This window comes from Nocardiopsis listeri, assembly GCF_020741345.1.
In the GTDB taxonomy this organism is placed as follows: domain Bacteria; phylum Actinomycetota; class Actinomycetes; order Streptosporangiales; family Streptosporangiaceae; genus Nocardiopsis; species Nocardiopsis listeri_A.
Genome location: NZ_DYZD01000380.1, coordinates 1 through 20,885, shown reverse-complemented (window position 1 = coordinate 20,885; position 20,885 = coordinate 1). Strand labels below are relative to the sequence as shown.

Annotated in this window: 19 protein-coding genes; 12 read left to right on the top strand and 7 right to left on the bottom strand. The window is 69.4% G+C overall.

The features are described 5' to 3' along the window. The 3 genes from prs to pth form a co-directional block, all read left to right on the top strand. The coding region (gene prs, locus K8V84_RS20455; protein WP_304077434.1) for a ribose-phosphate diphosphokinase at positions 1-573 on the top strand (573 nt) is incomplete at its 5' end. Positions 574-963: 390 nt separating this feature from the next. Continuing rightward, positions 964-1,551 (top strand): 50S ribosomal protein L25/general stress protein Ctc, encoded by a 588-nt coding sequence (locus K8V84_RS20450; protein WP_304077432.1) that lies wholly within the window; start codon positions 964-966, stop codon positions 1,549-1,551. A gap of 106 nt (positions 1,552-1,657) precedes the next feature. Further along, positions 1,658-2,293 carry an aminoacyl-tRNA hydrolase gene (gene pth, locus K8V84_RS20445; protein ID WP_304077431.1) on the top strand — a complete coding sequence of 212 codons (636 nt, stop codon included), beginning with the start codon at positions 1,658-1,660 and terminating at the stop codon, positions 2,291-2,293. Positions 2,294-2,349: 56 nt separating this feature from the next. Here pth and K8V84_RS20440 read toward each other — a convergent pair whose 3' ends face one another. After that, complete coding sequence (locus tag K8V84_RS20440) at positions 2,350-3,483, bottom strand: endo-1,4-beta-xylanase (RefSeq protein ID WP_304077429.1); 1,134 nt, start codon at positions 3,481-3,483, stop codon at positions 2,350-2,352. Positions 3,484-3,657: 174 nt separating this feature from the next. On the opposite strand from K8V84_RS20440, the gene K8V84_RS20435 reads away from it, so the two are divergent. Next, positions 3,658-4,677, top strand: coding sequence for a LacI family DNA-binding transcriptional regulator (locus K8V84_RS20435; RefSeq protein WP_304077426.1), 1,020 nt, complete (start codon positions 3,658-3,660; stop codon positions 4,675-4,677). A gap of 6 nt (positions 4,678-4,683) precedes the next feature. Here K8V84_RS20435 and K8V84_RS20430 read toward each other — a convergent pair whose 3' ends face one another. Continuing rightward, positions 4,684-5,235 carry a TetR/AcrR family transcriptional regulator gene (locus K8V84_RS20430; protein ID WP_304077423.1) on the bottom strand — a complete coding sequence of 184 codons (552 nt, stop codon included), beginning with the start codon at positions 5,233-5,235 and terminating at the stop codon, positions 4,684-4,686. 74 nt (positions 5,236-5,309) lie between these two features. Between K8V84_RS20430 and K8V84_RS20425 the strand changes: the two genes are divergently transcribed. From K8V84_RS20425 to K8V84_RS20400, 6 genes are all read left to right on the top strand, one after another. After that, positions 5,310-6,284 (top strand): DsbA family protein, encoded by a 975-nt coding sequence (locus K8V84_RS20425; protein WP_304077419.1) that lies wholly within the window; start codon positions 5,310-5,312, stop codon positions 6,282-6,284. Positions 6,285-6,770: 486 nt separating this feature from the next. Beyond that, complete coding sequence (locus tag K8V84_RS20420) at positions 6,771-8,183, top strand: sugar transferase (RefSeq protein ID WP_304077417.1); 1,413 nt, start codon at positions 6,771-6,773, stop codon at positions 8,181-8,183. A 3-nt stretch (positions 8,184-8,186) separates the two neighbouring features. Continuing rightward, complete coding sequence (locus K8V84_RS20415; RefSeq protein WP_304077414.1) at positions 8,187-8,978, top strand: 3'(2'),5'-bisphosphate nucleotidase CysQ; 792 nt, start codon at positions 8,187-8,189, stop codon at positions 8,976-8,978. A gap of 56 nt (positions 8,979-9,034) precedes the next feature. After that, positions 9,035-9,967, top strand: a complete 933-nt coding sequence (gene cysD, locus K8V84_RS20410; protein WP_304077411.1) for a sulfate adenylyltransferase subunit CysD — start codon at positions 9,035-9,037, stop codon at positions 9,965-9,967. A gap of 104 nt (positions 9,968-10,071) precedes the next feature. Next, entirely contained in the window at positions 10,072-11,340 is a 1,269-nt protein-coding gene (gene cysN, locus K8V84_RS20405; RefSeq protein ID WP_304077409.1) for a sulfate adenylyltransferase subunit CysN, read from the top strand. A 452-nt stretch (positions 11,341-11,792) separates the two neighbouring features. Further along, a complete protein-coding gene (locus tag K8V84_RS20400; protein ID WP_304077407.1) occupies positions 11,793-12,953 on the top strand; it encodes a S8 family peptidase in 1,161 nt (386 codons plus the stop codon). Positions 12,954-13,093: 140 nt separating this feature from the next. Here the strand turns inward: K8V84_RS20400 and K8V84_RS20395 are convergent, their stop codons facing one another. Further along, positions 13,094-15,322, bottom strand: coding sequence for an alpha-glucosidase (locus K8V84_RS20395; RefSeq protein WP_304077404.1), 2,229 nt, complete (start codon positions 15,320-15,322; stop codon positions 13,094-13,096). A gap of 146 nt (positions 15,323-15,468) precedes the next feature. On the opposite strand from K8V84_RS20395, the gene K8V84_RS20390 reads away from it, so the two are divergent. Both K8V84_RS20390 and K8V84_RS20385 read left to right on the top strand, forming a co-directional pair. Beyond that, complete coding sequence (locus K8V84_RS20390; protein ID WP_304077402.1) at positions 15,469-16,395, top strand: sulfotransferase; 927 nt, start codon at positions 15,469-15,471, stop codon at positions 16,393-16,395. A 129-nt stretch (positions 16,396-16,524) separates the two neighbouring features. Further along, a complete protein-coding gene (locus tag K8V84_RS20385; protein WP_304077400.1) occupies positions 16,525-17,646 on the top strand; it encodes a glycoside hydrolase family 26 protein in 1,122 nt (373 codons plus the stop codon). Here K8V84_RS20385 and K8V84_RS20380 read toward each other — a convergent pair. From K8V84_RS20380 to K8V84_RS20365, 4 genes are all read right to left on the bottom strand, one after another. After that, entirely contained in the window at positions 17,643-18,227 is a 585-nt protein-coding gene (locus K8V84_RS20380) for a GNAT family N-acetyltransferase (RefSeq protein ID WP_304077399.1), read from the bottom strand. The genes K8V84_RS20385 and K8V84_RS20380 overlap by 4 nt on opposite strands. Before the next feature lie 148 nt (positions 18,228-18,375). Beyond that, complete coding sequence (locus tag K8V84_RS20375; RefSeq protein ID WP_304077397.1) at positions 18,376-19,878, bottom strand: glycosyltransferase; 1,503 nt, start codon at positions 19,876-19,878, stop codon at positions 18,376-18,378. Next, positions 19,875-20,333: a UDP-N-acetylglucosamine--LPS N-acetylglucosamine transferase gene (locus K8V84_RS20370; RefSeq protein WP_304077395.1), complete on the bottom strand. Its 459-nt coding sequence runs from the start codon at positions 20,331-20,333 to the stop codon at positions 19,875-19,877. The genes K8V84_RS20375 and K8V84_RS20370 overlap by 4 nt, the downstream gene beginning before the upstream one ends. A gap of 69 nt (positions 20,334-20,402) precedes the next feature. Then, the coding region (locus tag K8V84_RS20365) for a polysaccharide biosynthesis C-terminal domain-containing protein (protein WP_304077393.1) at positions 20,403-20,885 on the bottom strand (483 nt) is incomplete at its 5' end.

Here is a 20,885-nt window from a genome sequence, read left to right as displayed (position 1 = left end):
ATGGCCGTCGACCTGCACACCGACCAGATCCAGGGTTTCTTCGACGGACCGGTGGACCACCTGTTCGCGCTGCCGATCCTGGCCGACCACATCGGCGCCCAGGTCGACCACTCCGAGATCACCGTGGTCTCCCCCGACGCCGGCCGCGTGCGCACCGCCGACCGTTGGGCCGACCGTCTGGGCGCGCCGCTGGCCATCATCCACAAGCGTCGTGACCCGGACGTCGCCAACGAGGTGAAGGTGCACGAGGTCGTGGGCGAGGTCAAGGACCGCGTCTGCGTCCTGGTCGACGACATGATCGACACCGGCGGCACCATCGTCAAGGCCGCCGACGCCCTCTTCGAGCAGGGCGCCAAGAAGGTCCTGGTCGCGGCCACCCACGGTGTCCTCTCGGGCCCGGCCGCCGAGCGTCTGCAGAACTCGCGCATCTCCGAGGTCGTCATCACCAACACGCTCCCCATCCCCGAGGAGCGTTGCTTCGACAAGCTGACCACGCTGTCGATCGCCCCGCTGATCGCCCGCGCGGTCAACGAGGTGTTCACCGACGGTTCGGTGACCAGCCTGTTCGACTAGTGAGAGAACGGCCTCACTTCAGAGGTCTTCTCAGGCGCTGGAACGCCCGTACCCCACCGGGGTCCACCGCGCGGCGGGTGGACTCCGGTGGGGATGTACGGAGTCGTCACCAGAAGCAGTAGACTTGACCGAGTGTCCCCGTGCTCGGATGGATGCACATGCGTCCTGCGTGTGTTCCCCATCTGGAAACCCACACGGGCAGGGGTGCGCGACGAGCGTTCCCGGGCCGTTGGGGTCCGGTGGCGGCTCGCCGGGCACGCCTGGAACCTGGGTGGTCGAGTCCCCAAGAAGATGGGCGACCCCGCCGTATTCCCCGCCGAGGGCGGGAATCGTTCGTGCTAATGGAGTCGAGTTCCCCGTATCGCGGGGTTGAACCCGAGGAGTTTTGTCGTGTCCGAGGTACGTATCGCTGCCGAGCCCCGCACGGAATTCGGCAAGGGCGCTTCTCGTCGCGCCCGCCGCGCGGGTAAGGTGCCGGCCGTCCTCTACGGCCACGGCACCGAGACCCGCCACCTCAGCCTGCCGGGCCACCAGCTCATGCTCGCCCTGAAGACCCCGAACGTCCTGATCCGTCTCGAGGGTCTGGACAAGGACAACCTCGCCCTGCCCAAGAGCGTGCAGCGCGATGCCATCAAGGGCTTCCTGGAGCACGTCGACCTGTTGGTCGTCTCCAAGGGGCAGAAGGTCGAGGTCGAGGTGCCCCTGGTCCTGACCGGCGAGGTCAAGGCTCCGGGCGTTCTCAACCAGGAGCTCGTGACCGTGCGCGTCGAGGTCGAGGCCCACAACATCCCGAACCAGGTCGAGTTCGACATCCAGGGCATGGAGATCGGTGCCGTTCCCACTGCCGGAGAGGTCAAGCTTCCCCAGGGTGCCACCCTGGTCGATGACCCTGAGACCACCGTGCTCACCGTCTCCGCGCCCCGCGTGGAGGACGAGCCGGAGACCAGCGCTGAGGCCGCTGGTGAGGCCGCCGAGTAAGTCGGTGTCTTGTCACCACATGTTTCACATCGAACGCGCGGGCCCTTCGGGGGTCCGCGCGTTCGGCGTTTCCGCGTCCGGACGCGTCTCGATAGGGTCGTTGAGCATGTGGGGCTTTTTGAGCAGGCCGGGTGTCAGGAAGAGCAGGGACGACGAGGACATGGCCGAGACCGAGCGGTGGTTGGTCGTGGGGTTGGGCAACCCCGGCCCCAAGTACGCGGGAAACCGGCACAACGCCGGCTTCATGGTGGTGGACGCGCTGGCGGCCGACAAGGGTGAGCGCTGGAAGGCCCACAAGGCGCACGCCGAGGTCGTCGAGACCCGGATCGACGGCGCCGCCGTGGTCCTGGCCAAGCCTCGCACCTTCATGAACCTGTCCGGGGGCCCGGTCGCCGGGCTCGCGAAGTTCTACAAGGTGCCGATGGAGCGGATCATCGTCGTGCACGACGAGATGGACATCGACTACGGGGCCCTGAAGCTGAAGAAGGGCGGGGGCTCCGGCGGCCACAACGGACTGAAGTCGACCACCGCCTCCCTGGGCGGTCCCGACTACCTGCGGGTGCGCTTCGGCGTGGGCCGTCCCCCCGGCCGGATGGACCCGGCCGCGTACGTCCTGCGCGACTTCTCCTCCACCGAGAGCCGTGACCTGGACCTGAACGTGGAGCGGGCGGCCGACGCGGTCCGCACCATCTTGACCGACGGTCTGGGCAAGGCGCAGAACGTCTTCCACACCGCCGCCTGACCGATGGCCCCGGGCGGGGACGGGATCCGGGGTCACCGCCCCGCCCGGGTGCCGCCTCAGGAGGCGTCGAGCAGGGCCTCCAGGAGTGCGTCGTAGGCGGGCTTGGTGGTCAGGTCGTCCCAGTAGACGGTGGCGGCGCCCTCACCTTCGAAGGTCACCGGGACCCAGGAGTACTTGTCCGGCAGCCCCCAGACCGTGTAGGAGCCGCAGGAGTCCAGGTCGAGGCAGGCCTGCAGGGTCCGCACGTAGTAGTCGGCCTGTTGCCGGAGCTGTTCCTCGGTGGGCTCCGCGCCCTCGGCGAGGGGCATGCGCACGTCCACCTCGGTCAGGGCGGTGCCCAGTCCGAGCTCCTCGAAGCGACGCAGGTTGTCCTCCAGGTCGGCGGGGAAGCCGTACTGCAGGCTCAGGTGGCCCTGGGCGGAGAACCCGTGCAGGGGCACACCGTCGGCGAGCAGATCCCGACTGAGCGCGAGGTAGGCGTCGCTCTTGGCGTTGACGCTCTCCACGCTGTAGTCGTTCAGGTACAGCTCGGCCCCGGGGTCGGCCTCGTGAGCCCAACGGAAGGCGTCGGCGATGATCTCCGGGCCGAGTTCGCGGATCCAGATGTTGTCCTGGGTCCGCAGGTTCCCGTTGTCGTCGAAGATCTCGTTGGCCACGTCCCACTGACGGATCTGTCCGGCGTAGCGTCCGACGACGGTCTCGATGTGGTCCCGCAGGATGTCGCGGAGCTCTTCGTCGGTGAAGTCGCCGTTCTCCAGCCATTCTGGGTTCTGGCTGTGCCACAGGAGGGTGTGGCCGCGCACGACCTGCCCGTTGGCCCGGGCGAATTCGACGATGGCGTCGGCTTCGTCGAAGGCGTAGGTGTCTCGGTCCGGGCGAAGGTGGTCCCACTTCATCTGGTTCTCAGCCGACAGTGAGGTGAACTCGGCGGCGAGCAGGTCCCGGTAGGGGACGTCACCGGTGAAGGGGTCGGGGTAGTCCTGGTCGCCGTGGTGTCCGCCACCGGCCACGGCGCTGCCGATGACCAGGCCGTCGGGGGCGGCGTCTCCCAGGGTCACCTGTTGTGCGTCGCCGACCGTCTCGGCCTGTCGGGCGTCGGAGTTCGAAAGGGCGGGGGAGAGGGCCAGAGGTACGGCCAGGGCGGCGACCGCGGCTCCGACCAGGAGCGTCGACGTTCGTACTCGTCTCATGGCGGGGGTACTCCAGAGGGTCGGGTTTCGAAACCTTTCGGCAATATTCCGAAACATGAGTGGAAATGGACAGTAGATCGGGGCCCGGTGAGCGTCAAGACCCCTACGGGGGAGGAATTCCGGGGCCGGTGGTCCCGTGGGGCTCGTACCCTGGGTGAGTACCAAGGAGGATCAGTGGCCGGCACCCCATCCCGAGACGTCACCATCTCCGCCATCGCGGCGGAGGCCGGAGTCTCGGCCCCCACGGTCTCTCGTGTCCTCAACGGGCGCGGGGACGTCGCTCCCGCCACCAGGGAGCGGATCGAGAAGCTGTTGCGCACGCACGGCTACCGACGTCGCGGGCGGCGATCGAAGGAACGTGTCGGCCTGATCGACCTGGTCTTCAACGACCTGGACAGCCCGTGGGCGGTGGAGATCATCCGCGGGGTGGAGGACGTCGCCCACCAGTCGGGCGCCGGGGTGGTCGTCTCGGCGATACACCGCCGGGCGACCTCGGCCCGGCAGTGGCTGGACAACGTCCGTGCCCGGGTCAGCGACGGCATCATCCTGGTCACGACCGACCTGGACCCCTCGCTGAACGAGGAGCTGCGGGACCTGAAGGTGCCGGCCGTCGTCATCGACGCCGTGGGCGTCCCCGACCTGGCCACTCCCACCATCGGTGCCACCAACTGGTCGGGCGGGTTGAGCGCCACCGAGTACCTCGTCGAGCTGGGGCACCGACGCATCGGATTCGTCGAGGGTCGCCCGGAGCTGTGGTGCAGTCGGGCCCGGATGGACGGGTACCGGGCCGCCCTGGAGATGGCGGGGCTCACCGTGGAGGACGCTCTGATCGCCTCGGGGAAGTACACCTACGAGTCGGGTTTCCGGGCCGGTCGGAAACTGTTCGAGGGGGAGGACCCGCCCACCGCGGTGTTCGTCTCCAGCGACCAGATGGCCCTCGGCGTGTACGAGGCGCTGCGACAGCGAGGGCTCCGAGTGCCCGACGACGTCAGCGTGGTCGGATTCGACGACCTCCCCGAGGCGCGCTGGTCGTCGCCGCCCCTGACCACGGTCCGCCAGCCCTTGGCGGACATGGGTCGGATGGCGGTGCGCACCATCCAGCGGATCGTCCGGGACGAGAACATCGAGAGTTCGCGCATCGAACTGGCCACGCGGTTGGTGGTCCGCGACAGCACCAGGCCCCCGCGTCGCTGAACCGGGTCAGCGGGTGAGCAGGAGCCAGGTGTCGCGGGCGTCGACGTCGGGGGAGCGGCCACCGTCGGCCGCGGCGGCGACCGCACCCACCAGTGCGCCGGCCACGAACGAGGCGTGCAGTTCCGGGGGGACCTCCGTGTGGGTCGGGGGGCGGCGCCCCTCGACGAACCCGGGCATCAGCGCGCCCGCGACACGTTCACGCAGGAGTTCCGGGAAGCGTGCGCTGCCGCGTTCGGAGAACATCCGCCGGTAGAGCACGGCGTTCTCCGCCACATGGGCGAAGAGGTCGACCAGGGGTTCGGGGGTCGTGTCGTCGGGGGTCTCCAGCGGGCACAGCACGGCGCATCGCGCCACGTGCGCCACCGCGTCCTCCATGGAGTCGGCGACCAGCCCGTCCAGGTCGGCGTAGTGCTGGTAGACGGTGGCCCGGTTGATCCCGGCCTGTCTGGCCACGGCGGCCATGGTCACGGAGCCGAGCTCATGTTCGGCGGCCAGGAACAACAGGGCGGCGCGCAGTCGGTCACGGGTGCGTTGGACTCGGGGGTCGTCGGGATTCACGAGGCCAGTATACAACACCTGTCGCTTAAGCAACAGGTGTTGATTAAACGACAGGTGTCGCTTATCATGCTCGCATGAGGATCGAGATCTGGGCGGACGTGGTCTGCCCCTGGATGTACATCGGTAAGCGACGCCTGGAGCGCGCGCTGGCCGAGCGGTCCGGCGAGCCGGTCGAGGTCGTGTGGCGGCCCTACCGGATCGACCCCACGGCGCCCGCCGTGTCCGAGCCGATCGACGAGTTCCTGCGCGACCCCTTCGTCGAGGTCGGGCTGGAGGCCTGCGGTCCCGTTCTGGACGAGGACGGGGAGCTGGTCCGGATGTCGGAACTGGCCGCCGCCGAGGGGATCGGCGGCCGATGGGGTGCCATCTGGCGGGCCGACAGCCACGACGCCCACCGACTGCTCGCCCTGGCCGAGGCCGAGGGCCCCGCGGTCCAGGACGCCGTCGCGGAAGGGGTGCTGCGCGCCCACTTCGTGGAGGGCCGCGACATCGCAGATCCCGAGGTGCTGGCGGACGTCGCCGCCGATGCCGGGTTCGACCGAGGAGGCGAGCTGCTGGCCGATGGCGGCGGCGAGGAACGGGTTCGTGAACTCCTGCTGTGGGGGAGCGCCGAAGGGGTGCGTACCTCGCCGACCTTCGTGGCCAACGGCATGACGCTCACCGGGGCCCGGTCGCCCGAGCTGGTCGCCGGATTCCTGGACGAGGCGGCCGGCCGGCGGCCGAGGGAACTCCCGGAGGAGGTGGAGCGGCTGCGGAGGGCCGAGGCGCTGCTCGAGCTCGCCGACCCGCTGGGCGCGCTCGAACTGCTCAGGCCGCTGATCGAGACCCACGCCGACGACCGCAACGTGCGCTTCCTGGCCGCCCGCGCCTACTACCGCTCCGCCCAGCTGAACCGGGCACGGGCCACCCTGGAGGGGCTGCTGGAGGAGAGCGCGGACGACGCTTACGTCCACCTGCTGCTGGGGCGCACGCTTCAGCGCCAGGGGGAACGGGAGCTGGCCGGGCCGCACCTGCGGTTGGCCGCGGTGATGGACCCGGCCCTGGCCTGAGTCACGAGGCCGCGTCGACGCCCCGTCCGGTACGCCGGTCGGGGCGTCGCGCTGCGTGACGGGTTTCGGTCCTGTTGGGCTCGGTCCCCGAGATGTCCCCTTCGGTGGGGCCGGTGCCGGTCTCAGGACAGACACATTCTTGCCGGGAACGGGACTTCTTCCGCAGCATGCGGCCACTCACAGCGACTTTTCCACTACTTTTGGTTACTGTTCGGGTTGGCAGTACGTGCTCTGCGCCCGACGGCACGCCCCGCTCATACCCTCCGCGTGAGTCCCATGGCGCCAGGGGCGATTACCCATCGTGAGTAACCGAAGCCTTACGTGGTCTTGGGAGAGTGCGTGATCACAGGTAATGGGACCATCCAGAAGGAGTCAACGGTCGCGGCGGGACCGTCCGCCGACGTCCGTGCGACGGTAGGGCCCGAGGGGGCGCCGGTATGGGGCGTCGGCCCGAGCCCGCACCGAGTCCGGGCCGTCGATCGACCGGTGCCCCGCGCCGACACCTGGTTGCGCCGCTACGTCGTCGACCTGGTCGGACTCGATCTCCTCGCCGCGCTCCTGGCCTGTTTCGCCGGGGTCGCCGTGAGGTTCCACGGCTCCCTGGGCGCCGACGCCACCGCGCCCTATCTGCTCCTGGGGCTCGTCCTCCCTCCGGTCTGGGTGCTCTTCGTACTCCTCGGCGGCGGATACGAACGTCGCTTCCTCGGGGTCGGCACCGAGGAGTACCGGCGGGTCGCCACGGCCGGAGCGGTACTCGCGGCGACCGTCGCGATCGGCGCCTACGCCGTCAAGTTCGACCTCGCCCGCGGCTACGTGCTCATCACCCTGCCGCTCATCGTCCTGCTCGGCCTCGGTCTGCGCTACGCGCGACGCAAGGCCCTGCACCACAGTCGCCGCTCCGGACGGTGCGTCAGCGGCGTGGTGGTAGTCGGCTACCGCAGTGCCGCCGGCGAGCTCATCACCCGCTTCCGCGACGAGATCTACCACGGCATGGTGGTCGTCGGCGTGTGCCTGCCCGAACACGAGGCGGACGTCACCGAGGTGGAGGGGTGTCCGGTCCTGGGCACCTTCTCCGACGCCGCCGACGCCGCAGCCCTGGTCGGGGCGGACGTCGTCGCCGTCCTGGCCTGCCCGGAGATGGACGGGGTGGAGCTGCGCAGGCTCGCCTGGCGGCTGGAGAAGACCGGCACGGACCTCACCGTCGCCTCCGCCCTCATGGAGGTCGCCGGCCCGCGCACCACCATCCGTCCGGTCGCGGGTCTGCCGCTGCTGCACGTGGAGCACCCCGAACTCGTCGGCGCCCGACGGCTGTTCAAGGGGGTCTTCGACCGGTGCGCCGCCGCCCTCGCCCTCGCCCTGCTCTCGCCCGTGTACATCGTGTTGTTCGTCCTGATCCGTGCCGAGGACGGCGGTCCCGTCCTGTTTCGCCAGACACGCGTAGGACGGGGTGGGGCGGAGTTCACCGTGTACAAGTTCCGTACGATGGTGGTCGGAGCCGAGGCACTGAAGACGGTGCTGCAGTCCCGAAACGAGCACGACGGTGTGCTCTTCAAGATGCGTCGAGACCCCAGGGTCACGTCCGTGGGGACGTGGCTGCGCCGCTACTCCCTCGACGAGCTTCCCCAGCTCGTCAACGTGGTGCGCGGTGAGATGTCGCTCGTCGGCCCCAGGCCGCCGTTGCCGGACGAGGTCGCCCGGTACGGACACGACGTTCGACGTCGACTGGTGGTCAAGCCGGGGTTGACGGGCCTGTGGCAGGTCAGCGGTCGTTCCGACCTCTCTTGGGAGGAATCGGTCCGTCTGGATCTGCGATACGTGGAAAACTGGTCGCTGACGTTGGACATCCAGATCCTTTGGAAGACGTGGTCAGCGGTGATCCGTGGGGCGGGAGCATACTAACCGGTGAAGAGCATCCGAAACGATCATGAGGTGGCCCGAGACCTGGCGAGCGAGGCCGGACAGCTGCTGCTGCGCCTGCGCGCCCGCCACGGATTCGACGAGCCCGAGGTCCTGCGCACACTGGGCGACCGGACCTCGCACGAGTTCCTCTTCTCCACGCTCGGTCGCCTGCGACCCAGCGACGCGGTGCTGTCGGAGGAGGGCGCCGACGACCCGGCGCGACTGAACGCGCGTCGCGTGTGGATCATCGACCCCCTCGACGGCACCCGGGAGTTCTCCGAGTCCGGTCGCACCGACTGGGCCGTGCACGTGGCGCTGTGGGAGAACGGCGACCTGGTCGCCGGGGCGGTCGCGCTGCCCGCGCAGGGCAGCTGTCTGTCCACGGTCGACCCGCCGTGGTTGCCCGAGGAACGTCCGGAGGGGCAGCGGCTGCGCATCACCGCAAGCCGTACGCGACCGCCGGCCTTCGTGCAGCGCATGGCGACCCAGCTGGGCGCCGAGGTCATCCCGATGGGGTCGGCGGGGGCGAAGATCTGCGCCGTGATGCTCGGCATGGCCGACATCTACGTGCACGCGGGCGGCCAGTACGAGTGGGACAGCGCGGCCCCGGTCGCGGTCGCGCGCGCCGCCGGGCTGCACACCTCCCGGATCGACGGCTCCGAACTTCGCTACAACGTGGCCGACCCGCTACTCCCCGATGTCCTTGTATGTCGATCGGAATTGTCGGGTATGTTGTTGGCTAGCATCCGCGACGGCGCGGACCTTGACAGCGCCGGCCCGAACGCGGGGGGCTGACCGAACGACCCCCGCGATGGGACCGGCCATGTGTCGGTACTTCTAAGGCGGATTCCATGGGTCAGGCCAGTCAGCAGACCCTCGGGCGCTACCAGCTCTCCCAGCTGGACGTGCTCGAGGCAGAGTCCATCTTCATCATGCGCGAGGTGGCCGCGGAGTTCGAGCGGCCCGTGCTGCTCTTCTCCGGCGGCAAGGACTCCCTCGTCATGCTGCGTCTGGCGGAGAAGGCGTTCTGGCCGGGCGCGATCCCGTTCCCCGTCATGCACGTGGACACCGGCCACAACTTCGAGGAGGTCATCGACTTTCGCGACCGCCGTGTGGCCGAGGCGGGGGTGCGCCTGGTCGTCGCCTCCGTGCAGGAGCAGATCGACGCGGGCAAGGTGGTGGAGCCCACCGGGCGCTGGGCCAGCCGCAACCGGCTACAGACCTCCGCCCTGTTGGAGGCCATCGAGGAGAACGGCTTCGACGCGGCCTTCGGCGGCGCCCGTCGCGACGAGGAGAAGGCCCGGGCCAAGGAACGGGTCTTCTCCTTCCGGGACGAGTTCGGACAGTGGGACCCCAAGAACCAGCGTCCCGAGCTGTGGGACGTGTACAACACCCGGATCGACCGTGACGAGCACATCCGGGTCTTCCCCATCTCCAACTGGACCGAGCTGGACGTGTGGGAGTACATCAAGCGCGAGCGGCTGGAGCTGCCCTCCATCTACCACGCGCACGAGCGCAGCGTGTTCGAGCGCGACGGCATCCTTCTCGCCGACTCCCCGCTCATCCAGCGCGACGAGTCCGAGGTCCCCTTCACCGAGACCGTCCGCTACCGCACCGTCGGCGACCTGACCTGCACGGGCGCGGTCAAGTCCAACGCCGTGGAGTTGGACGACATCATCGCCGAGATCGCGGCGACCCGGATCACCGAGCGCGGCCAGACGCGAGCGGACGATCGGGCCAGCGAGGCGGCCATGGAGGACCGCAAGCGGGAGGGCTACTTCTAGGCCCCGTTCGCTTCGCGCCCGCGCTCGGGCCCGTCGCCTGAACGCAGAACCCCCTTGCGGGGACACCCTCGGCCGTTCCACTCTTCGCACATTGGACCAGGTACATGACCAACGACATCCTGAGGTTCGCCACGGCGGGCTCCGTAGACGACGGCAAGAGCACCCTCATCGGACGACTGCTGTACGACTCCAAGTCGATCTTCGAGGACCAACTCGACGCCGTGGAGCGCACCAGCGTCGCCCGCGGTGAGGAGCAGACCAACCTGGCGCTGCTCACCGACGGCCTGCGGGCCGAGCGCGAGCAGGGCATCACCATCGACGTGGCCTACCGCTACTTCGCCACGCCCAAGCGCACGTTCATCATCGCCGACACCCCCGGGCACCTCCAGTACACCCGGAACATGGTCACCGGCGCCTCCACCGCGGACCTGGCGATCATCCTGGTGGACGCCCGCAAGGGCCTACAGGAGCAGAGCCGTCGCCACGCCTTCCTCACCACCCTCCTCCAGGTGCCGCACCTGGTGTTGGCGGTGAACAAGATGGACCTGGTCGACTACTCCCAGGACCGTTTCGAGGAGATCAAGGCCGAGTTCACCGAGTTCGCCGCCAAGCTGGACACGCGCGACCTGACGTTCGTGCCGATCTCGGCGCTGCACGGCGACAACGTGGTGAGCAGGTCCGAGAACATGCCCTGGTACGCGGGCTCCTCACTGCTGCACCACCTGGAGAACGTGCACATCGCCTCGGACCGTAACCTCATCGACGCGCGCTTCCCGGTGCAGTACGTCATCCGGCCGCACAAGTCGGACGACCCCGAACTGCACGACTACCGTGGCTACGCGGGCCGGCTCGCCGGTGGTGTGCTCAAACCGGGCGACGAGGTCACCCACCTGCCCTCGGGGCTGTCCACGCGGGTGTCGCGGATCCTCACCGCCGACGGCGAGGTCCCCCAGGCGTTCTCCCCGATGTCGGTCACCCTCCTGTTGGAGGACGACATCGACATCTCCCGGGGCGACATGATCTGCCGCCCCAACAACGCCCCGGCCGTCTCCCAGGACATCGAGGCGATGGTGTGCTGGATGACGGACACCCGTAAGCTCACCCCGCGCTCCAAGCTCATCGTCAAGCACACGACCCGCACAGCGAAGGTGATGGTCAAGGATCTGCGCTACCGGTTGGACGTCAACTCGTTGCACCGGGACGAGCAGGCCGACCACCTGGCGCTCAACGAGATCGGGCGGGTCCGGCTGCGCTCCACCCAGCCGTTGTTCGTGGACGAGTACGCGAAGAACCGGCAGACCGGCGGGTTCATCCTCATCGACGAGGCCACCAACATCACGGTGGGGGCCGGGATGGTCGTCAAGGCCGAGTAGCGGTCGGTCGCACACGCCTCGTAACGGGATCGTCTTCGGACGGTCCCGTTTTCGTGTTCCGGTCGGGAAGGATGATCGGATCGGTCCGAACAAAGGTGAAATGTTACGTCTGGATTTCCGAACGTAAAGGTTTAAGGCACAGTTTTCCGGTTCGCGGTACCGAATGCATCTGTGTGAATGGTGTCCACCAGGGGGGCGAAGTTACCGGGCGTTAGGGCTTGTTGTGGGGGCGGAGGTCTTGCGGTTTGTCAGGCCGTGACGGCGGTTTCGGGTCGCTTTGTCAGACATGGGATGAATGAAGCACGAAGAAAAAAATCTCCACAAGTCTGGAAATTGAGGTTCAAGTCTGCCTAAAGTGTCCAAATCACAGGGAGTTCGCAATCGAGCGAATACGCGCGGTGAGAACTGTCTGTGTGTTGGAACCCCCATCACCCCCACAAGGAGGAAACCGCGTGAAGAAGCACCCCACCCGCAGGGTTGCCATCGGCGCCGTCGCGGTCGGCGCGCTCACCATCCCCATGGCCCTCACCGGGGCCACGGCCGCCGGCGCCGATGACCTCGCGCCGGTCTACACCAGCTCCTCCACCTCGGGCAACGACTGGTTCGTGGTCCTGGAGGACTCGATCAGCACTTCCTCGGTCTCCCCCGCGTCCCTGGGGATCTCCTCCGACCAGGTGAACCACACCTACGAAGAGGTCATCAACGGCTACTCGGCCACGCTGAGCGGCTCCGAGGTCCAGGACCTGCGGGCCCAGGACGGCGTCGCCTACATCGAGCAGGTCGGCGAGGCCGAGATCAACCTCACCTGGGGTCTCGACCGGATCGACCAGGAGGACCTGCCCCTGGACGACTCCTACACCACCGAGGCCGACGGCTCCGGCAGCACGGTCTACGTCATCGACACCGGCATCGACCCGGAGCACTCCGAGTTCGGTGGCCGCGCCTCGGTCGGCTTCGACGCCAGCGGTGGCGACGGCATCGACGGTCAGGGCCACGGCACCCACGTCGCGGGCACCGTCGGCGCCGAGACCTACGGTGTCGCTCCCGGCGCCGAACTGGTCGGTGTGAAGGTCCTGGGCGACGACGGCTCCGGTTCCTACGACGACGTCATCGCGGGCATCGACTGGGTGGCCGAGAACGCCGACGGCGGAGCGGTCGCCAACATGTCGCTGGGCGGCCCCGCCTCCCAGGCCGTCGACGACGCGGTCAACAACCTGTCGGCCTCCGGTGTGTTCGTGGCCGTGGCCGCGGGCAACGAGAGCCAGGACACCGGCAACGTCTCCCCGGGCGGTGCCGAGGGTGTCGTCTCCGTCGGTGCCTCCGACGAGAGCGACGCCACCGCGTCCTTCTCCAACTACGGTCCCGCCGTCGACATCTACGCCCCGGGCGTGGACGTCGAGTCGACCATCCCCGGTGGCGGGACCGACATCTACAGCGGCACCTCGATGGCCAGCCCGCACGTCGCCGGCGCCGCCGCCCTGTACAAGAGCGGACAGGGTGACGACGACCAGGACACCATCCTGGACTGGCTGACCACCAACGGTGGCGACGACAAGCTGAGCGGCGTGCCCAGCGACACCGTCAACCTTCTGCTGAACGTCGAGGGTCTGTAAGACCCACCGGGTTGTGGAGACCCCGCGCGTCCACAACACGGACTGATCGACAGCCGACGGGACGGCCCCGGGCCAGAGGTTCCACCTCCGGCCCGGGGCCGCGTCGTGTCCGTGGTGGGACGGACACGGGGAGGGCCGCGTCAACCCATGAGATCCGCGAGACGTTCGCGCAGTTCCTCGCCCCAGGCGTCGCCTTCGGGGAAGAACACGGCCGGTCGGCCCAGCGGTGCGGATACGGACACCTCGTCGTCTCCCTCGTGTCGATCGCCGGTCCACAGGTGGCGCCAGGTGCCGGGCGGCAACGTCACCGTCACCTCCGACCCGCCGGACACGAGCACCGGTGCGACCAGGAACGAACCGCCGAACAGGAAGACCTCGTCCGAACGGGTCGCCGCGCTGTCGGGGTGGTGCAGCCACACGTGCCGCAGCACCGGCATACCCGTCTCCACGGCCTCGGCGACCACCCCACGGCGGTAGTCGGCCAGAGCCTCGAAGATCCTGGTCTGTTCGGCGAAGGCCTCGCGACAATCGGGGTCGTACACCTGGGCGTTGCTTCCCGGCAGGTTCCCCTCATGGGTGCGCAGCACCGGACTCCACACGTTGGTCTCCACCCAGCGCAGGAGCAGCTCCCGGTCCCGCGACACCCCCACGAGCGGTTGGTCCAGGCCGGTGTACCCGCCCGCGTCGCTGTGGTTCAGGGTCATCCCCGACACCCCGGCCGACAGCAGGCCCCGGATCGCCGAACCGAGCCCGTCGTGTCGGTCGAAGGCGACCAACTGGTCCCCGGCCCAGAACAGACCCGCGTGCGCGGCCGAACCCGCTCCGGCGGAGCGGTGGAACACAAGTGCGTCGGGGACCTCGGACGCCTCCCGGGCCTCCCTGTTGAGCCGTGCCCACTCCACCGGCCAACGGTTGTGCCACTCCTTCGGATCCCCGTCGTGCAGCACCGCGTCCAGCGGCAGCCCCTCGGCGAAGTCGGCCATCCACCCGGAGGCCCCCACCCCGGCGACCTCGTCGACGATCACGTCACGGAACCACTCCCACGCGTCCGGATGGGTCAGGTCCACCAGAGCCGCCTCGAACCCGCCCTGGTCCAGCAGGTAGGCTCCGCCGTCGGGTCGGGACACCAGGAAGCCCGCGGTCAGCGCCTCGTGGAACAGGTCGCGCCTGGCGGGATCGGGCTTGTCGGAGGTGTCCACCACGAACGGGTTGACGTAGGTGAGCATCCGGATCCCGTCCGCCTCCAGCTCGGCGACCAGCTCCTCCCATCCCGGGTAGCGCTCGCGATCCAGTACCCAGTTCCACCACAGGCGCTCACCGAACCCGGTCCGCCGGCGCCCGGACCAGTCCTGGACCCACACGCCGGTGATCCGCGCCCCGGCCGCGCGCAGGCCGGCCACGGCGGCGCGTACGGCCTCGGTGCCGCCCTGGACCCCGACGACGGCGCCCTCGCCGCTCCACCCGGCGAGGGGCCCGGGGCGTCCGGTGTCCTCGGTGTGCGCTCGGAGCAGGTCGGCGGGTGCGTCCCCCGAGTACAGGGTCGCCCGGACCGAGGGGCGCCACACCTCCACGTCGAAGCGGTCGTCCGGGCGCAGGTCGAAGGCGCTCGGGTGGTGGGTGTCCACCGACACCGCGCGTAGGGCGTCGGTGGCGGCGAAGGGGATGGCGGCGTAGGTGGTCTGCGGCGCGCCACCGCCGCCCTGGGTGAGTTCGGCGAGGGTGGTGAGGGGCTCACGACCGCGTCCCACCCCCTGCTCTCGCACCATGACGGGCACGTAGCGGCCGGTGAGGTCGAAGTCGGTGTACTGGGCGCCCAGCCCGTGCACACCCTCCTCGGCCGCGCGGTCGAAACGCAGCACCACAAGGTCGCCGCCGGGGACGTCGACCTCGATCTCCAGCCGTTCACGGTCCACCGAGCGCAGGGTGAGCGTGTACTCGGAGCCCTCGGCGGCGCCGGGACCGGTGAGCCGGCCGCGCAGGATCACCTTCCGATCGTCGTGGGCCAGTTCGGTGACGGTCTGTTCCGTCCTGCTGAGGTCGAGGGCGCGTTCGAAGGAGAAGTGGCCCACGTGTTCGCGCCAGGTGAGGGAGCCGTGGGCCACCGCGAGGAAGGCGCTCCCGGAACCCCAGAGGGGACGGTCGCGGTGGTCGCGCAGGTCCAGACCGTTCGTCAGGGCGATCCGGTGGTCGCCGAAGGGGGTGAGGGCGGGTACGTCGTCGGCCACGGTCAGGCCACCGGTGGCGATGGGGATCGGGGGAACGTAGCGGGCGCGGGCCGTGTGGTGGGCGACGACCGCCCCGATCCCGGCGGCTCCGACCACCGCGGCCAGGGTGAGGAACGCACGACGTGTCCAGGGGGATCGGGCCATGGGGGTCTCTCCAGGTGCGCGAGCGTCGGGAGCGGCCCGGGTCACGTTATGACGCGCGGTGTCACATTGGAAGGGATGTGGCCGAGAGGCGAGGAAATGGTGACCTTTCGCTCTTGCGAAGTGACCGAAAGTAATACCCTGGGGGCGTGGATGGATATCGACTGGTCTTCGTCGGGGGGATGGGCCGTTCCGGCTCGACCCTGATCGAGCGTCTCCTCGGAGAGCTGCCCGGATTCTGTTCCGTCGGAGAGGTCGTGCACCTGTGGCGCCGCGGCCTGTTGGAGAACGAGCGCTGTGGCTGTGGTTCTGCGTTCGCCGACTGCGGGTTCTGGATGGAGGTCGGCAAGCGCGCCTTCGGTGGGTGGGACCGGCTGGACCTGCCCCGGATCCTGAGTCTGAAGGACAGCGTGGACCGCACCAGGTTCCTGCCGCTCCTGCTCAACGCGGCCGCCGATGAGAGCACCGTCGCCGCGCGGGGCATGCGCTACACCGATCTGTACCACCGGCTCTACGCCGCGGTCGCCGAGGTCTCCGGGGCACGGGTGATCGTCGACGCCAGCAAGCACGCCTCCCTGGCGGCCTGTCTGCGTCGCCGGTACGGAGCTCGGATGCGGTTGCTGCACGTGGTGCGCGACCCCCGTGCCGTGGCCCACTCCTGGAGCAAGAGGGTGGCCCGTCCCGAGGCCACCGCCGCCAGCAGCGAGCAGGAGATGGCGAGGTACACCGCCGGGCGCGCCGCGGTGCAGTGGATGACGCAGAACGCCTCGATGGACGCCCTGTCGCGTCTGGGCGTTCCCACCCTGAGGGTCCGTTACGAGGACTTCGTGGCCGATCCGGAGAGCGAGTTCGGGCGGATCGCGGAGTTCGCGGGGCACGACGGGCCGTCGCTCGCCCTGGGGGAGAGGGGAGTGCGGTTGTCCGTCGGACACGCGATCTCGGGCAACCCGATGCGTTTTCGGGGCGGACCCGTCGGCGTGCGGGCCGACCACCGTTGGCGGGAGGACCTGCCCTCCTGGCGGCGCCGTCTGGTCGCCGCGGTCACCGCGCCGCTCCGCGGACGCTATGGGTACTGATGTCCGCTCTGCGACCGCGCGGGGTGTTGTGTGCACAAAAAATAACGTATCGTCACCAAGGAAACACTCTGTGTTGCAGTCGGGGGAGTCGGGGGGCGATGCGCCGTGGGCGGCGGACCGGTACGAGGCATGGCGGCGACGGGGGCATTGCTCTTCGCCCTGGGACTGACCGGGACGGGCGACGGGCCGACGATCGCGGCCACACCGAGGGGCGAGCCGCCGTCGGGGGAGAGGTCCGTGTCCGGCGCGTCGACCTTCCTGGGGCTGCCGCCCCTCGTCGAGTCCGGCTGCACCGTCTCCGACATCCTCGAACCCTCCTGCGGGGTCTGGTGGGGCGCCAGCCCCTACCAGGACGACGTCGCGCGGCTGGAGGAGGCGGTCGATCGGGACATGGACATCGTCTACACCTGGCGGGGCATCGACCAGCCGCACGTGCCGGGTCAAAGGGAACTCGACATGATCGCCGAGGGCCGGTACGTCCACACCAACATCGAGGCGCGGCGCTTCACCCAGGAGGGCCACCCCGACATCGACTACGAGGACATCGTCGCCGGGGAATTCGACTCGTCCCTGCGTTCCCAGGCCCGCGCCATCGCCGACACCGAGGTCCCCTACTTCGTCACCTTCGACCACGAGGCCGACGCGAACAAGCGCTACAACAGCCGCGGCACCCCCGAGGAGTTCGTGAGCTCCTGGCGGCACATCGTCGACCTGTACCGGGAGGAGGGCGCCGACAACGTCATCTGGGTGTGGAACGTGACCGGCTGGGAGGACAACCTCGACCGGCTCCCCGGCCTGTGGCCCGGTAACGACTACGTCGACTGGATCAGCTGGGAGGCGTACAACATGACCGGCTGCGACATCATGCCGCACTGGACCGAGGTGCACTCCTTCGAGGAGGCCCTGGCCCCCGCCTACGAGTGGGTCCAGGAGGAAGGGCCCGAGCACGGGATCGACCCGGACAAGCCGGTGATGATCGGCGAGATGGGTACCACCGACATCGGCGCCGGTGAGACCCACCAGTGGTACGCGGACATCCCCGAGGTCCTCAAGCGCTACGACCGCGTCCGCGCCGTCAAGGTCTGGGACAACAAGGTCTCCGACGGCTGCGACTTTCGCATCAACGCCAACGAGCACGCCCGCCGCGGCTTCGAACTGGCCGGTCAGGACCCCTACGTGAACCTGCCCGAACGCGTCCGCCGACTCGCCGAGTTCGCCGAGTCCCGAAAGAACGACGAAAGCCGGGACTAGCCGCCCACGGGGCGGGACATGGCCCAGGTGCGGGGGCCGTCGTCGGGCAGGACGTACTCGGCGGTCACCGTGAAGCCGAGCGACTCGTAAAGACGGACGTTGGTGTCGGTCGAGGTCTCCAGGAAGGCGGGGACGCCCGAGCCGTCCGCCTCGCGCAGACCGGCCTCGATGACACGACGGCCCAGTCCGCGCCCACGGGCCTCGGGGCGCACGCCGACGCTTCCCAGGAACCAGGCCGCTCCGGCGGGCCGGTGCCGCTCCATGGTCCCCTCCGCCGACGCGTAGGCCTGCGCGCGGTCCCCGGCCAGCTCGACCAGGGTCGGCAACAGCCGTTCCATGACCACGTCGGCCCCGCCGGAGTCCGGGGTGGACCACACGGCGACCGCGGCCAGGTCCTGGCTGACCCACACACGCCCGTGCGGTAGCCCGACCTCGGCGAGGAAGAGCCGTTGGAACTCGCGGAGCCGGGCGAGGTGGTCGTCGGCGGAGATGGTGTGCCTGGTGAAGGGATAGTCCGCGAACGCCGCGGCCAACGTGTCCGCCGCCGCCGCGACGTCCTCGTCGGTGGCCTCCCTGATCATGTGCGCCCCCTCGCTCTGGCTCGGCCGTGTACAGGCCCCGTGAGCGGAGTCTACCCGCCCACCTTCGGCGGAGACCACGTCTTTTCCCGAGTGGGCGACGCCGCCGGGGCGCGGTCCCGGAAGGTGCGGGAACGTGCCCCGGCGGTGCTCAGACCCCCTTGCCGCGCAGGTGCAGCAGGCGCAGGATCCATCCCGGCGGCACCCCGCAGACCACCAGGAACGCCACGTAGGCGCGTCCTTCCAGTGGGCGGGTGCGCAGGGTGGTTCCGATCCACCTCAGCGCCGGGCCACGGCGCCCGGCCGAGGCCTCGGCGAAGGCGATCTGACCGGCGATCCGGGCGTGGCCGCGCGGCACCACCCGGAACTCGGGGTACTTCTCCAACAGCCAGCGCAACGCGGTGGAGATGGTCTGCCAGCGCTCGGAGAAGAACGACTTGCGGTGCCACAGCACCCGCACCCCCGCCTCGGGGAGGTTGCGGATCGGCGCTCGCTTGGCCAGTCGCAGCAGCAGCTCGTAGTCCTCGGCGTAGCTGCCCGGGATCTCCTCGCTCACCGTGCCGCAGCCGTCCACCATGGCGGACCGGCGGATGAGGAACGAGGAGGGGTGCAGCTCGGTCAGGCGTGAGGCCAACAGGTCCCGGTAGGTGACATGGGTGCGCTCCAGGACCCGCTCGGACTCGACCTTGTCGTAGACCACCCGGATGCCGCAGCACACCATCTCGGTCTCCGGCTCGGCCCGCAGGACCTCCACCTGGGCGCGCAGCTTGCCGGGCATCCAGGTGTCGTCGTCGTCACAGAACGCCACGAGTTCGGTGTCGGCGGCGAGGATTCCGGTGTTCCGCGCCCCGGCCAGCCCCGGCGTGAGCGAGTTGGTCACCACCCGGACGGGTCGTTCGCCCTCGGACCGGGCCAACGAGTCGTCGGGTCGGCTGTTGTCGAAGACCACGACGGCCGTGATCCGTCCCGGGTAGTCCTGCTCGGCCACCGCCCGGAGCGTACGGCGCAGCAACTCGGGCCGGTCCCGGGTGGGCACCACCACGGTCACCCGCGGCCACTCACCTTCGTTGCCCATCGGGCGGGCCCGGGGTTCGGGCGCCTCCTGGTCGCTGAGCAGGTCGATGAGGGCTCCGGCGCGTTCGGCCGCGTCGCCCGGGCCACTGTCGGTGGTCGGGTCCACCCGGAAGTCCTCCGGTGTGGACAGCGCCTTGTCGATGAGGGCGTGCAACTGCTGGGCGGTCGAGCAGACGCGGGCCCGCCCGGCCTCCTCCAACCGGTCGGCGAACAGGAGCTGGTGGTCATCGACGTGTTCGTCCAGTTCCGGGTCGCGTGCGACCACGATCGGCAGGTGCCCCGAGGTCCGGGCCTGGACGACGGTGCCCGGACCGCCATGACACACCACCGCCCTGGCGCGCCCCATGGCCTCGGAGAGTTCGTTCCCGGGAAGGAAAGGCGATCCCGTGGCCCGGGACGGGGCCGCGCTGTGCCCGTGCTGGACGAGCACGCGCAGGTCGGGGTGGCGGCGGGCGTAGTCGTCGACCCAGCGCACGAGTCGGTCGAACGCGTGGTGGTCGGTTCCGACGCTGACGACCACGTCGGGATGGTCACTGTCGTCCCCACGGTGTGGGCGGCGGGATGTGGTCTGTTCGGTCACAGGAGCGGTCCTACGGTGATCGCGGTCGGCATGAACGAGCGCTGTTCCTCCCACTGGGCGAGGAACAGACGGGTGAACGGCTTGCAGAGTCGTGCGGTGAGCGTGGGGGTGTCGATGCGGTCGTAGACCTCGATGTAGACGGTCGGGATCCGCAGCAGCCACGCCAGGACGAAGAACGGCAGGGCCACCCCGGCCCCGGTGCTGACCACCACCGACGGGCGCTGCTCGCGCATCGTCCGGAGGGCGAGCCCGGTGTTGCGCAGCAGGTTGCCGACGTTGCGGGTGGTGGGGTGGTGCGCCCAACGGACCGACTCGTCACCGAGTACGGACTCGGCGTCGGGGGTGCGGAAGGTGACCCACACCCGCTCCTTCCCCCGCCACCAGGGGCGTAGCGAGCACAACTGGGTGAGATGGCCGCCGCTGGAGGCCACCAGGAGAACCGGTCGCGCGGACAATGCGTGCTCCATTCATGGCTGTGGGTGATGAACGAAGGGGGGATCGAGGGAACCTCACGGGCGTGCGCCTCACCTCCGCAGGTGGAGTTCCAAGTGGTCGCGCGCCCACCAGAGCGAGGCCAGGTGGCCGAGCGCGCCCACGCCCACGGCGAGGATCAGGATGGGAATCCCACCACCGAGACCGGCCTCGGCCAGGAGCGGCAGCGCGCCGAACCACACCAGGGTCCCGCCGACGGCCACCGACACCGGCCTGCTCACCGGGTGCAGAGCCACCATGGTCCGTAGCTGCCACAGCGGCAGGGCCTTGCGCAGCAGGACGGCCGACACCAGGGCCACGGCGGCGCCGGGAGCTCCGTGGGAGGGCACGAGCAGTACGCACACACCCACGTTGACCAGTAGGGAGAGCAGGTTGTTCAGCAGGTTCAGGCCGGTGCGTCCGGTCATGGTGAGGACCAGGTCGCCCATCCCCAGCACGGACGCGGCCAGTTGCCCGGCGCAGACGATCACCAGCACGGTCGCGCCGGCGCTGTACTCGACGCCGAACAGCCGCAT